The organism is Acuticoccus kandeliae (assembly GCF_003073115.1).
Genome location: NZ_QBBV01000002.1, coordinates 232,233 through 244,713 on the forward strand (window position 1 = coordinate 232,233; position 12,481 = coordinate 244,713).

Here is a 12,481-nt window from a genome sequence, read left to right on the forward strand (position 1 = left end):
AAACCGATGCCCAACAGACTCGCCGAAGAAGCGCGCCGCCGGATCCTCATCCTGGATGGGGCCATGGGCACCATGATCCAGGCCGAGAAGTTCGACGAGGACGCGTTCCTCGGCGCCGGCGGTGGCGGACACTCCTGCGCCGTCCACTTCGATCACCCGCAGGGCGGCAACAACGACGTGCTCGTGCTGACCCAGCCGGACACGATCGAGCGGATCCACCGGGAATATCTCCTCGCCGGCGCGGACATCGTCGCGACGAACACGTTCTCCTCGACGCGGATCGCGCAGGCCGATTACGGCCTGCAGGACCACGCCTACGAGATGAACGTCGCCGGCGCCCGCGTCGCGAAGGCGGCGGCCGACGCGGTCACGGCCGAACAGCCGGACCGCCCGCGCTTCGTCGCCGGGGCCCTCGGCCCGACGAACCGCACCCTCTCCATCTCGCCGGACGTGAACGATCCGGGCTTCCGCGCGATCACCTTCCAGGAGCTCGCCGACGCCTACGCGGAGGCCGCGCGCGGCCTCGTCGATGGCGGGGCGGACCTTCTCCTCGTCGAGACGATCTTCGACACGCTGAACGCCAAGGCCGCGATCTTCGCGATCGAGGGCCTCTTCGCGTCGGGCGTGCGCCGCGTGCCGGTGATGATCTCGGGCACGATCACGGACCGCTCGGGCCGCACCCTCTCCGGCCAGACGCCGACCGCCTTCTGGAATTCCGTGCGTCATTCGCGGCCGTTCTCGATCGGCCTCAACTGCGCCCTCGGCGCGGCCGAGATGCGCGCCCACGTCGCCGAGATCAGCCGCGTCGCCGACACGCTGATCTGCGCCTATCCGAACGCGGGCCTGCCAAACGAGATGGGCGAATATGACGAGTCGCCCGCCTACATGGCGCGCCAGCTCGAGGAATTCGCGCAGGAAGGCCTCCTCAACATCGTCGGCGGCTGCTGCGGCACGACGCCCGACCACATCGCCGCGATCCGCGAGGCGGTGGACCGGCACACGCCGCGCGAGGTGCCCGAGCACCGCGCGATCATGCAGCTCTCCGGCCTCGAGCCGTTCGCCCTCACCAAGGACATCCCCTTCGTGAATGTCGGCGAGCGCACGAACGTCACCGGCTCGGCCCGCTTCCGCAAGCTGATCAAGGAAGGCGACTTCGCCACCGCGCTCGACGTCGCGCGCGACCAGGTGGAGAACGGCGCCCAGGTGATCGACGTCAACATGGACGAGGGCCTCCTCGACTCCAAGGAGGCGATGTCTACCTTCCTGCGCCTCGTCGCCTCCGAGCCCGACATCGCCCGCGTGCCGGTGATGGTCGATTCCTCCAAGTGGGAGGTGATCGAGGAGGGGCTTCGCCAGGTCCAGGGCAAGGCGATCGTCAACTCGATCTCGCTGAAGGAGGGTGAGGAGAAGTTCCTCGCCGAGGCCGAGCTCGTGCGCCGCTACGGCGCCGCGACCGTCGTCATGGCGTTCGACGAGACGGGCCAGGCCGACACCTTCAAGCGCAAGACCGAGATCTGCGCCCGCGCCTACAAGCTCCTCACCGAGAACGGCTTCCCGCCGGAAGACATCATCTTCGACCCGAACGTGTTCGCCGTCGCGACCGGCATCGAGGAGCACAACAATTACGGCGTCGACTTCATCGAGGCGACGCGCTGGATCCGGCAGAACCTGCCCGGTGCGCACGTCTCGGGCGGCGTGTCGAACCTCTCCTTCTCGTTCCGCGGCAACGAGCGCGTGCGCGAGGCGATGCACTCGGTCTTCCTCTACCACGCCATCAAGGCGGGGATGGACATGGGCATCGTCAATGCAGGCCAGCTCGCCGTCTATGACGACCTCGAGACCGAGTTGCGCGAACTGTGCGAGGACGTTGTCCTCAACCGGCGCGAGGACTCCACCGAGCGCCTGCTCGAGGCGGCCGAGCGCTGGAAGGGCGGGCCGGGCGCCAAGCGCGCGCAGGACCTCACCTGGCGCGAGGGCGACGTCAACGCGCGCCTGAAGCACGCCCTCGTCCACGGCATCACCGAATATATCGAGGCCGACACGGAGGAGGCGCGCCAGGCGGCGACGCGTCCGCTGGAGGTCATCGAAGGGCCGCTGATGGCCGGCATGAACGTCGTCGGCGACCTCTTCGGGGACGGCAAGATGTTCCTGCCGCAGGTCGTGAAGTCGGCGCGCGTGATGAAGCAGGCGGTCGCCTACCTCCTCCCCTTCATGGAGGCGGAGAAGGACGGGCGCGCCCATTCGAGCGCCGGCAAGGTGCTCCTCGCGACCGTGAAGGGCGACGTCCACGATATCGGCAAGAACATCGTCGGCGTCGTGCTCCAGTGCAACAATTTCGAGGTCATCGATCTCGGCGTGATGGTGCCGGCGGCGCGGATCCTCGAAGTCGCCAAGGCGGAGAATGTCGACATCATCGGCCTCTCCGGCCTCATCACCCCCTCGCTCGACGAGATGTGCGCCGTCGCGGCCGAGATGGAGCGGACGGGCTTCAACGTGCCGCTCCTCATCGGCGGGGCGACCACCTCGAAGATCCACACGGCGGTGAAGATCCACCCGAACTACGTGTCGGGGCAGGCGGTCTACGTGACCGACGCCTCGCGCGCGGTCGGCGTGTGCTCGCGCCTGCTGACGGACCGGGCCGCCTACATCACCGAGATCCGCGAGGACTATAAGTCCGTCGCGACGCGCTATCTGCGCGGCCAGGAAGAGAAGAAGCGCGTGCCGATCGCCGACGCGCGCGCCAACCACGTCGCCCTCGACTGGGCCGCCTACACGCCGCCGGTGCCCACGAAGCTCGGCCTCCAGACCATCGAGGCGCCGCTTCAGACGCTGGTGTCCTTCATCGACTGGACCCCGTTCTTCTCGGCCTGGGAGATCAAGGGCGCCTTCCCGCGCGTCCTCGACGACCCGCGCTATGGCGAGGCCGCGCGCCCGCTCTATCGCGACGCGACGGCGATGCTGGAGAAGATGGTGCGCGAGAAGTGGCTCGCGCCGAAGGGCATCATCGGCCTCTGGCGCGCCCAGTCGGACGGGGACGACATCATCGTCTATGGCGAGGACGGGGCGGAGACGGCGCGCCTCCACACGCTGCGCCAGCAGATGGCCCGCTCGGGCGACCGCAAGAACGCGGCGCTCGCCGACTTCGTCGCCCCCGTGGGCGGCCCTGAGGATTATATCGGCGCCTTCTGCGTGACGGCGGGGCTCGACGAGGAGGCGATCGCGGAGAAGTTCGTCGCCGCCGGGGACGACTACAACAAGATCCTCTTCCAGTCCCTCTCCGACCGTCTCGCCGAGGCGTTCGCGGAGTACGCGCACATGCGCATCCGCCGCTCGATCTGGGGCTTCGCGCCGGACGAGACGCTGACGCCGCAAGAATTGATCGAGGAGACCTATCGCGGCATCCGGCCCGCGCCGGGCTACCCGGCGCAGCCCGACCACACCGAAAAGCGCACGCTCTTCAGCATGTTGGACGTGGAGGCGCGGATCGGCGTGGAACTCACCGAAAGCTGCGCGATGTGGCCGGCTTCATCTGTCTCCGGGCTTTACTTCTCGCACCCCGACAGTTTCTATTTCGGGATTGGGAAGATCGAACGGGATCAGGTGGAAGACTACGCGCGTCGTAAAGGCTGGGAAGTCTCGGAAGCGGAGCGTTGGCTCGCGCCGATCCTCAACTACCAGGCCGAGCCGCTGCTGAAAGCCGCCTGACCCCGCAAAAAGGGGAGGCGAAACGATGCGCATGGGGTTGATCGCGGGGGTGCTCGCGCTGTCGGTATTGCCAGCGGCAGCGCAGACCTCGTGCGGATCGTTCGATTTCGCCGGCCCGTTCGCCGAGGCCTATTTCGCCGGTCAACCCTATCGCGAGGCCGCGCGCGCGACCGAAGTGATCAGCACCCTGCCGGACGGCGCCTGCCACCAGGACCGGCTCCTCGCCGCGCTGGCGGAGAAGCTCGGCCCCGTCGTCGGTTACAAGGCGGCGGCGACCTCGCCGGGCGCGCAGAAGCAGCTCGGCCTCGACCAGCCGGTCCTCGGCGTCCTCTTCCGCGACCAGATCCGCGCGGACGGGTCGGAGATCGCCATCACCGAAGGCGCGCGGATGATCTTCGAGCTCGACCTGCTCGCGCGGGTGAAGAGCGACGCGATCAACGCCGCGACGACGCCGGAAGAGGCGCTTTCGGAGATCGACGCGCTGATCCCCTTCATCGAGCTCGGCGACCTCATGGTGCCGAAGGGGGTCGAGGTCACCGGCCCGCTCCTCCAGGCGATGAACGCCGGCTCGCGCCTCGGTGTCGAGGGCGCGCCGATCCCGGTGGACGGGATGGGCGTCGACGATTTCGCCGCCATCCGCGGCCGACTCGCCAAGGACGGCACGGCGGTGGCGGAGGCGGACGGGTCGAGCCTCCTCGGCAACCCGATGAACGCCGTGCTCTGGATCGCCAAGGCCGCCAACGCGCGCGGGATGAAGCTGAAGGCGGGCGACGTCCTCAGCCTCGGCTCCATGGGACGCTTCCAGATCGCCGCGCCCGGCATCATCGTCGCGACCTATGGCGGGCTCGGCGACGACGGCGTCTCTGTGACCGTGACGCTGAAATGAGCGGACGGGCGGCCCCGGCCGCCCGCGCCCTCACCCCCAATGCATCGCGGCGGTGCGGACCGGCGCGTCCCACAGCGCCATCATCTCCGCGTCGAGCTTCGTCAGCGTGATCGAGCAGCCCTGCATCTCGAGCGAGGTGCAATAGTTGCCGACGAGCGAGCGGGCGATGGTGAGGCCCTCCTTCGCGCACAGCTTCGCCGCCGCCTCGTAGACGAGATAGAGCTCCAGGAGCGGCGTCCCGCCCATCCCGTTCACCATCAGGAGCACGTCGCCTCTCGGCGCAATGTCCTTCTGGATCGCGGCGAACATTTCGGCGACGAGCGCGTCGGCGGACTTCATCGTGTCGCGCCGGCGGCCGGGCTCGCCGTGGATGCCGACGCCGATCTCGATCTCGTCCGGGCCGAGATCGAAGGTGGCGCGGCCCGCGGCCGGCACCGTGCAGCTCGACAGCGCGATCCCCATCGTGCCCGACGCCGCGTTCACCCGCTCCCCCAGCGCCTTCAGCGTGGCGAGATCGTCGCCCCGCTCGGCCGCCGCGCCGACGATCTTCTCCACGATCACCGTCGCCGCGACGCCCCGCCTTCCCTGGCTGTGGGTCGAGCTTTCGACCGCCACGTCGTCATTGGTGAGGATCGTCGCGCTCTCCCCGTCGAGCATCTCGGCGGCCATCTCGAAATTCATGACGTCGCCGGCATAGTTCTTCACGATGAAGAGCGTGCCCGCGCCGCCGTCCACCGCTTCGGCCGCGGCGAGCATCTGGTCGGGCGTCGGCGAGGTGAAGACCTCGCCGGGGCAGGCCGCGTCGAGCATTCCGAGACCGACGAAGCCCGCATGCATCGGCTCGTGACCCGAGCCGCCGCCGGAGATCAGCGCGACCTTGCCCTTCGTCGGCCCGACCCGGCGCGTCACGAAGCGCGGCTCCTGGGAGATCGAGACGAGATCGGCGTGGGCGCGGCCGAAGCCCGCGAGGCCTTCGGCGAGGATGGTGCCCGTGTCGTTGATGAGTTTCTTCATGGATCCCCCCTTGGAGCGTGTCAGCGCGTCGCGCCGCAGATCGCGCGGATGATGATGAAGGAGGACATCGCCCCCGGATCGACGGTGCCGATCGCCCGCTCACCGAGGAAGGCGGCGCGCCCATAATGGGCGGTGAGATCGCGCGTCGAATCCTTGCCCGCCTCGGCGGTCGCGACCACCCGCTCGGCGAGCGCGTCCCCCGCCTCGCCCGAGGCCGCGCCGTCCTCCAGCGCAGCGGCGACGGGGATCAGCACGTCGAGCATCGTCTTGTGCCCGAGATCGGCCTTGCCGCGCTTCTTGATCGCCTCGACTCCGTCGCGCGTGAGGCGGGCGACGGTGGCGGCGGTCCACGGCTCGTCGATGCCCTCGGTCTTGGAGGCGGCAAGGAAGAAGCTCGCGATCAGGGGGCCGCTCGCGCCGCCGATGGTCGACATCAGCTTCATCGCGATCGCCTTCATCGCCTCGCCGGGCGCCTTGTCCGCGAGGTCGGGGGCGAGCGCGATGATCGTTTCGGCGCCACGCTTGATGTTGATGTAGTGGTCGCCGTCTCCGATCGCGCGGTCGAGATGCTCGATCTCGCTCTCGTTGGCGGCGATCGCCTCCCGTGCTGCTTCCGCCGCTTTCAGAATGGTCTCGGTCGACATGGGTCCTGCTCGATTGGTTGCTTGGTGGCGGTGCCGTCCTCAGGCGACGATCAGGCGCTCCTCGCCGTCGAACCACAAGGCGGCGCCGGGGCGCACCGCGACCCGCGTCGCCTCGCCCGAATGGAGCGGCGCCTCGCGATCGATGAGGGCATGGACGTTGCGCCCCTCCACCGCGATCAGCGCGATCGTCTCCGCGCCGAGATGCTCGACATTGAGGACGCGCCCGTCCATCCCCTCCGCCGCGCCGACGGTCACGTCCTCCGGCCGCACGCCCGCCGTCGCGGCGCGGGCGGGCGCGTCGACGAGGCCGAGGCGGCCGGCGGGGATGAGGTTGATCTGCGGGCTGCCGAGGCGTTGGGCGGCGTAGATCGTCGCCGGCGACTCGTAGACGCGGCGCGGCACGTCGAGCTGCACGAGGCGGCCTTCCTGGAGGATGCCGATCCGGTCGGCGAGCGTCATCGCCTCCAGCTGGTCGTGCGTGACGTAGAGGATCGTCGCGTCGAGATCGCGCTGGATGCGCTTCAGCTCGACCCGCAGCTCCTCGCGCAATTTCGCGTCGAGCGAGGAGAGCGGCTCGTCCATCAGGAAGAGGTTCGGCTCGCGCACCAGCGCCCGGCCGATCGAGACGCGCTGCATCTCGCCGCCCGAGAGGGCCGTCGCCTTGTTCTTCAGCTTGCCGCCGATCTTCAGCATCTCGGCGATCGCCGTGACGCGCTCGCGCACCACTTTAGCCGGCTGGCGGCGTCCGGGCGCGCGCAGCGGAAAGGCGAGATTGTCGAAGACGGTGTAGTGCGGATAGAGCGAATATTGCTGGAAGACGAAGGCGACGTCGCGCGCCGCCGGCGGCATCGCGGTGACGTCGACGCCCGCGATGTGGACGCTCCCCTCGTCCGGCCGCTCGAGCCCGGCGAAGAGGCGCAGCGTCGTGGTCTTCCCCGCCCCCGTCGGTCCGAGGAGAACGACGAATTCCCCGTGCGCGATCGAGAGCGAGACGTCGTCGACCGCGACAGTCTCCCCGAAGCGCTTCGTCGCGCCGATGAGCGCCGCGTCAGCCATGCGCGGCCCCGCGGATGGTGACGGAGCGGTCCGTCGCCGCGTCGAACACGGAAAGGCGCTCGGTGATGAAGTCGAGCCCGATCGTCTCCCCGTCGGCGACGCGCACGGTGTTCGGCGCGCGCACGCGCAGCCGGCCCGCCTCGGTGTCCACCGTCACGAGCTGGCGCGAGCCCATATATTCGACGCCGAAGACGCGGCCGCGCAGCGCCCCCTCCTCCACGATCCGGATGTGCTCCGGCCGCGCGCCGAGCACGGCCTCGGCCGAGAGCGGCGCCGTCGTCGCGGGCACGGCGATCGAGACGCCCTTCACGCGGAGCGCCGTCGCCCCGGCCGGGAGGTGTCCCTCGGCGGGCAGGAAGTTCATCGAGGGCGAGCCGATGAAGTTCGCGACGAAGCGCGTCGCCGGGTGGTCGTAGATCTCGGTCGGGGTCGCGATCTGGAGGACCTCGGCGTGGTTCATCACGCAGATCCGGTCCGCCATCGCCATCGCCTCCACCTGGTCGTGGGTGACGTAGACGGTGGTCGCGCCGACGCGGTTGTGGAGGACGCGCAGCTCCTCGCACATCACGTCGCGGAACTCGGCGTCGAGCGCGCCGAGCGGCTCGTCCATCAGGAACGCCTTGGCGCGGCGCACGATGGCGCGGCCGAGCGCGACGCGCTGGCGGTCGCCCGCCGCAAGGCCCCCGACGGAGCGGTCGAGCAGATGCTCGATCCGCAGCATCGCCGCCACCTCCTCGGTGCGCGCCTTCACCTCGCGGCGCGGGAGGCCGGCGATGCGGAGGGGGAAGTTGATGTTCCGCCGGACCGACATGTGCGGATAGAGGGCGAAGAGCTGGAAGACGAAGGCGATGTCGCGCTCCGAGCCGCGCTTCCAGGTGACGTCCTCCCCATCGAGAAGGATGCGGCCCGAGGTGGGCAGCTCGAGCCCGGCGATCATGCGCAGCGTCGTCGTCTTGCCGCAGCCGGACGGGCCGAGCATGACGAAGAACTCCCCGTCGCGGATCGTGAAGGACGAGCCGCGCACGGCGGTAAAGTCGCCGAATGTCTTGCGGACCTCCTCGAGGCGGATTTCAGCCATCGCCGCCCTCCCCGACCGGCGCGCCGGCGCGGATGAGATTGCCGTCCTCGTCGATGAGGGCGAGCTCGACCATCCCCCAGGGCTTCTCCTCCACCGGGTGGAAGCGGGGGATGCCGTGGGCGGGCAGGCCGAGCGGGGCGAGCTCGTCCGACAGCGCGCGCGGGTCGGCGACGCGCACATAGGCCCCGTGCGCCGAGCGGCCGGGGTCGAGGTCCGGATAGCGGAAGAAATGCAGCTCCACCGCGTCCCGCTTCAGGATGAGATAGCCGTCACCATCGAAGCGGCCGCGCACCTCGAAACCGAGCGGACGATAAAAGGCGACGGTCTTGTCGAAGTCGCGGGCGGGCAGGATGGGGGCGACGCTGTTCAGCATGATCTAGTCCGGAAAGTGGCTGACGATGACGAAGCCTATCGTCCCCGCCAGGATCACGGCGAACGACCAGCCGAAGAGCCACAAGGAAAAGGGCTGCATCAGCATGAACACGCCCGCGACGATGAGCACCGTCGCGGCGTTCTCCCAGGGGTCGCGGCGGAAGAGGCGCCTCATCGCCGCACCGCGCCGAAGGTGATGCCGCGCAGAAGCTGGTTGCGCAGGATCACGGTGAAGAAGACGACCGGGAGGAGGAACAGCGTCGTCCCCGCCGCCACCGCCGGCCAGTCGAGCCCGCCCTCGCCGATGATGATCGGGATGAAGGGCGGCGCGGTCTGCGCCGTGCCGGAGGTGAGGAGGAGCGCGAAGGCGTACTCGTTCCAGGAGAAGATGAGGCAGAAGATCGCCGTCGCCGCGATGCCGGCGCGCATCTGCGGCAGGACGACCTTCAGGAAGGCCTGGACGCGGGTGTAGCCGTCGACCACCGCCGCCTCCTCATATTCGCGCGGGATCTCGTCCACGAAGCCCTTCAGGAGCCACACGGCGAGGGAGAGGTTCACGGCGGTGTAGAGGAGGATCATGCCCGCGTGCGTGTCCGACAGGCCGAGCTCGCGGTACATGAGGAAGATCGGGATCGCGACCGCCACCGGCGGCATCATCCGCGTCGACAGGATGAAGAAGAGGAGGTCGTCCTTGATGGGCACGCGGAAGCGCGAGAAGGCGTAGGCCGCGAGCGTCCCGAGGAAGACCGCGAGGAAGGTCGACCCGAAGCCGATGATCACCGAGTTGAAGTAGCGGTCGGCGAAGCGGCTCGGCCCGGTGATCACCATGTTCCGCTCGCGCACCAGCGCGTCGTACCAGGTCTTCGGCGGGCCGAGGCTCTCGATATATTCCGGCGTCTGGCGCGAGCGCGTGGTGAAGAGGTTGACGTAGCCCTCCAGCGTCGGCGTGAAGAGCACCTGCGGCGGATAGGAGATCGAGGCCGGCGGCGACTTGAACGAGGTCGCGACGATCCACACGAGCGGGATCATCGTGATCAGCGCGTAGACGATGACGATCGTGCCGGCGATCCACTTGCCGCGTGCCGACGTCTCGCCGGGCTTCAGCGGCGCGCTCATGATTTCACCTTGTTGAGCGCGCGCACATAGATGTTCGCGAGGCCGAAGACGGTCACGAACAGGATCACCGCGAAGGCGCTGGAGAAGCCGGTGCGCCACTTCTCGAACGCCTCGCGCTTCAGGTTGATCGAGGCGAGCTCGGTGGTCGAGCCGGGGCCGCCCGAGGTCAGCTCGACCACCATGTCGAACATCTTGAAGTTCTCGATGCCCCGGAAGAGCACGGCGAGCATCAGGAAGGGCAGGACGCGCGGGAGCGTGATGTACCAGAATTTCTGGAGCCAGTTCGCGCGGTCGATCTCCGCCGCCTCGTAGAGATAGTCCGGGATCGAGCGCAGGCCCGCGAGGCACAGGAGCATGATGTAGGGCGACCACATCCACGTATCGACGATGATGATCGCCCAGGGCGCGAGCGGCACCGAGCCGATCATGTCGATCGGTCCCGTCCCGGCGAAGAAGTCGATGATGTAGGAGAAGATGCCCGTCTGCGGCTGGTAGATGTAGGTCCAGAAGGTGCCGACGACCGCGGGCGACAGCATCATCGGGATGAGGATCAGCGTCGTCCAGAAGCTCGCCCCCCGGAAGGAGCGGTTGAGGAGGAGGGCGAGGCCGAAGCCGATCAGGATCTGGAGCAGCATCGTCCAGATGACGAAATGCGCCGTCGCCTGGAGGTAGGACCAGATGTCCTCCGAGCCGAGGATCCGCTCATAATTCTTCGTGCCGAGCCACTCGACAGGACGCCCCGGCTGGTTGGCGCGGTAGTTGGTGAAGGACAGATAGACCGTCCAGATCAGCGGGAAGATGTTGATCGCGAGGAGGAGGACGATCGTCGGCGTGATGAAGAGCCAGGCGATCGCCCGGTCCGACAGGCCCCGTGCCCGCCGCGCGAGCGCGGGGCTCGCCCGGACGGCCCGCGCGGCGAGCGGGTGGGCAGCAGGTTGGTCGATCATCCGCGAGATCCCGGTGGGGCGGCGGCCGGGGACCGGCCGCCAGCCTTGTGCGTCAGAGCTTCCCGTCGTCCTCGAAGGAGACGGTCCAGTCCTCGATCAGCTTGTCGAGAGCCTCCTGCGCCGTGCCCTGGTCGGCGACGACATAGTCGTGGACGCGCTTCTGCATCGCGAGGAGAAGCTCGGCATAGATGGGCTCCTGCCAGAAGTCCTTCACGTTGCTCATCGCCTCCAGGAACTGGCCGGCGAAGGGGGTGGATTCCACGAAGCCCGGATCCTCGAGCACCGCGTTGTGGACCGCGTAGCCGCCGAGATTCCACCACTTCTTCTGGACCTCGGGCTGGGCGAACCACTTGATGTACTGGAGCGCCTCGTCCTGCTTGTCGGAATAGGCGACGACGGAGATGCCCTGGCCGCCGAGGACCGAGGCCGGGATCTTCGCCGACGGGTTCACGAAGAAGCCGGAGGTGTCGCCGCCGACGGCCGGGTCCTTCGCGATGCCGGGGAAGAAGGCGAAGAAGTTCATCTGCAGCGCCGTCTGGCCGGACTTATAGGCGTCGAGATCCTCGGTCATGTACGCGTCGGAGTGGCCCGGTGGGGTGCAGCACTCGTAGAGCTCCTTGTAGACCTCGAGCCCCTTCACCGCGTCCGGCGAGTTCACCGCGCCGTCCATCTTGTAGGTGCCGGGCTCGGTCTCGTACTGGAAGCCGTAGGGGTAGAGCGCGTTGGTGACGCCCATCGTGATCCCCTCCGAGCCGCGCTCGGTGTAGATCGCCGCGCCATAGCGCGTCTCGCCGTCGATCTCGCGGCCCTGGAAGAATTTCGCGACCTCGAGGAGCTCGTCCCAGGTGCGCGGGACCTCCAGCGGGCGACCGACCTCGGCCTCGAAGGCGGCACGGATGTCAGGATTCTCAAACCAGTCGCGGCGATAGACCCAGCCGACCGCGTCGCCCATCGCCGGCAGCGCGTAATAGTTGGTCGACCCCTTCGGCCAGGCGGAGTAGGCGTCCACCGCGGCCGGCAGGAAGTCATCCATCGTGATGCCTTCCTTCTCGAAGAAGTCGTTCAGCTGGACGTAGTGGCCGTAGGTGGCGCCGCCGCCGATCCACTGGCTGTCCCCGATCATCAGATCGCAGAGCTTTCCGCCGGAATTCAGCTCGTTCAGCATCCGGTCGGCGAAGCTCGTCCACGGGACGAACTCGAATTTCATGTTGATGCCGCTTTCGGCGGTGAAGTCCTTCGAGAGTTCCACCAAAGCGTTCGCCGGATCCCACGCGGCCCAACAGAGCGTGATTTCCTTGTCCTGGGCTCGGGCGGCGCCTGCCGTGGCGGCAAACACCAGGGCAGCAGTCATCGTTGCGAAGACGCGCATTCCATCCTCCCCTGTTGGCCGCCATTCTTCTTGTCTGCCCCGTTTTGAGGCCATGCTGTGGCGGCAAGCCGCGCTTCGGCGGCTTATCGTCATGAGGCCAGCAATCGCTGGTGTCGTCAACGCTCCCGACAACCTCAGGGATGCGCAATTTCTGTGCAGATCCACCCCAGCGGCCGCGTTCCGTGTGACGGGATCCGGCGCGGAACATGGCGGAAGCGCTTGCGGACACTTGCCCGCCTCGTAGAGTGTGGCGGCGCCGGCCGCCCGAGGGCGACGCATCGCCGGCACCAGGAG

11 protein-coding genes are annotated in these 12,481 nt (G+C 68.3%); 2 read left to right on the forward strand and 9 right to left on the reverse strand.

Annotated elements, in window-relative coordinates:
- Nucleotides 1-6 precede the first annotated feature (6 nt).
- Both metH and DBV35_RS13755 read left to right on the forward strand, forming a co-directional pair.
- Entirely contained in the window at nucleotides 7-3,705 is a 3,699-nt protein-coding gene (gene metH, locus DBV35_RS13750) for a methionine synthase (protein ID WP_108660897.1), read from the forward strand.
- Nucleotides 3,706-3,730: 25 nt separating this feature from the next.
- Complete coding sequence (locus DBV35_RS13755) at nucleotides 3,731-4,591, forward strand: 2-keto-4-pentenoate hydratase (protein ID WP_157961732.1); 861 nt, start codon at nucleotides 3,731-3,733, stop codon at nucleotides 4,589-4,591.
- Between the two features lie 30 nt (nucleotides 4,592-4,621).
- On the opposite strand, the gene dhaK is transcribed toward DBV35_RS13755, so the two are convergent.
- From dhaK to DBV35_RS13795, 9 genes are read right to left on the reverse strand one after another with little or no spacing between them, the layout of a single operon-like run.
- Nucleotides 4,622-5,605, reverse strand: coding sequence for a dihydroxyacetone kinase subunit DhaK (gene dhaK, locus DBV35_RS13760; RefSeq protein WP_108660899.1), 984 nt, complete (start codon nucleotides 5,603-5,605; stop codon nucleotides 4,622-4,624).
- Between the two features lie 20 nt (nucleotides 5,606-5,625).
- On the reverse strand, nucleotides 5,626-6,249 hold the full coding sequence (gene dhaL / locus DBV35_RS13765) for a dihydroxyacetone kinase subunit DhaL (protein ID WP_108660900.1): 624 nt from the start codon (nucleotides 6,247-6,249) through the stop codon (nucleotides 5,626-5,628).
- A gap of 39 nt (nucleotides 6,250-6,288) precedes the next feature.
- Entirely contained in the window at nucleotides 6,289-7,305 is a 1,017-nt protein-coding gene (locus tag DBV35_RS13770; protein WP_108660901.1) for an ABC transporter ATP-binding protein, read from the reverse strand.
- Nucleotides 7,298-8,383, reverse strand: a complete 1,086-nt coding sequence (locus DBV35_RS13775; RefSeq protein WP_108660902.1) for an ABC transporter ATP-binding protein — start codon at nucleotides 8,381-8,383, stop codon at nucleotides 7,298-7,300. The genes DBV35_RS13770 and DBV35_RS13775 overlap by 8 nt, the downstream gene beginning before the upstream one ends.
- The gene (locus DBV35_RS13780) at nucleotides 8,376-8,756 is read right to left on the reverse strand and encodes a bleomycin resistance protein (RefSeq protein WP_108660903.1); all 381 of its coding nucleotides are present in this window, start codon (nucleotides 8,754-8,756) and stop codon (nucleotides 8,376-8,378) included. The genes DBV35_RS13775 and DBV35_RS13780 overlap by 8 nt, the downstream gene beginning before the upstream one ends.
- Before the next feature lie 3 nt (nucleotides 8,757-8,759).
- Nucleotides 8,760-8,930: a hypothetical protein gene (locus DBV35_RS30535; protein WP_170134935.1), complete on the reverse strand. Its 171-nt coding sequence runs from the start codon at nucleotides 8,928-8,930 to the stop codon at nucleotides 8,760-8,762.
- Nucleotides 8,927-9,871, reverse strand: coding sequence for a carbohydrate ABC transporter permease (locus DBV35_RS13785; RefSeq protein ID WP_108660904.1), 945 nt, complete (start codon nucleotides 9,869-9,871; stop codon nucleotides 8,927-8,929). Before DBV35_RS13785 ends, DBV35_RS30535 begins: the two co-directional genes overlap by 4 nt.
- Nucleotides 9,868-10,818 (reverse strand): carbohydrate ABC transporter permease, encoded by a 951-nt coding sequence (locus DBV35_RS13790; protein WP_108660905.1) that lies wholly within the window; start codon nucleotides 10,816-10,818, stop codon nucleotides 9,868-9,870. Before DBV35_RS13790 ends, DBV35_RS13785 begins: the two co-directional genes overlap by 4 nt.
- Before the next feature lie 52 nt (nucleotides 10,819-10,870).
- Nucleotides 10,871-12,169 (reverse strand): ABC transporter substrate-binding protein, encoded by a 1,299-nt coding sequence (locus DBV35_RS13795; protein WP_108661940.1) that lies wholly within the window; start codon nucleotides 12,167-12,169, stop codon nucleotides 10,871-10,873.
- Nucleotides 12,170-12,481 lie beyond the last annotated feature (312 nt).

Coding starts and splice junctions, on each gene's coding strand:
- dhaL (WP_108660900.1), bottom strand. CDS start 6,249: ATGTCGACCGAGACCATTCTGAAAGCGGCGGAAGCAGCACGGGAGGCG.
- DBV35_RS13770 (WP_108660901.1), bottom strand. CDS start 7,305: ATGGCTGACGCGGCGCTCATCGGCGCGACGAAGCGCTTCGGGGAGACT.
- DBV35_RS13795 (WP_108661940.1), bottom strand. CDS start 12,169: ATGACTGCTGCCCTGGTGTTTGCCGCCACGGCAGGCGCCGCCCGAGCC.
- DBV35_RS13785 (WP_108660904.1), bottom strand. CDS start 9,871: ATGAGCGCGCCGCTGAAGCCCGGCGAGACGTCGGCACGCGGCAAGTGG.
- DBV35_RS13755 (WP_157961732.1), top strand. CDS start 3,731: ATGCGCATGGGGTTGATCGCGGGGGTGCTCGCGCTGTCGGTATTGCCA.
- dhaK (WP_108660899.1), bottom strand. CDS start 5,605: ATGAAGAAACTCATCAACGACACGGGCACCATCCTCGCCGAAGGCCTC.
- DBV35_RS13790 (WP_108660905.1), bottom strand. CDS start 10,818: ATGATCGACCAACCTGCTGCCCACCCGCTCGCCGCGCGGGCCGTCCGG.
- DBV35_RS13780 (WP_108660903.1), bottom strand. CDS start 8,756: ATGCTGAACAGCGTCGCCCCCATCCTGCCCGCCCGCGACTTCGACAAG.
- DBV35_RS13775 (WP_108660902.1), bottom strand. CDS start 8,383: ATGGCTGAAATCCGCCTCGAGGAGGTCCGCAAGACATTCGGCGACTTT.
- metH (WP_108660897.1), top strand. CDS start 7: ATGCCCAACAGACTCGCCGAAGAAGCGCGCCGCCGGATCCTCATCCTG.
- DBV35_RS30535 (WP_170134935.1), bottom strand. CDS start 8,930: ATGAGGCGCCTCTTCCGCCGCGACCCCTGGGAGAACGCCGCGACGGTG.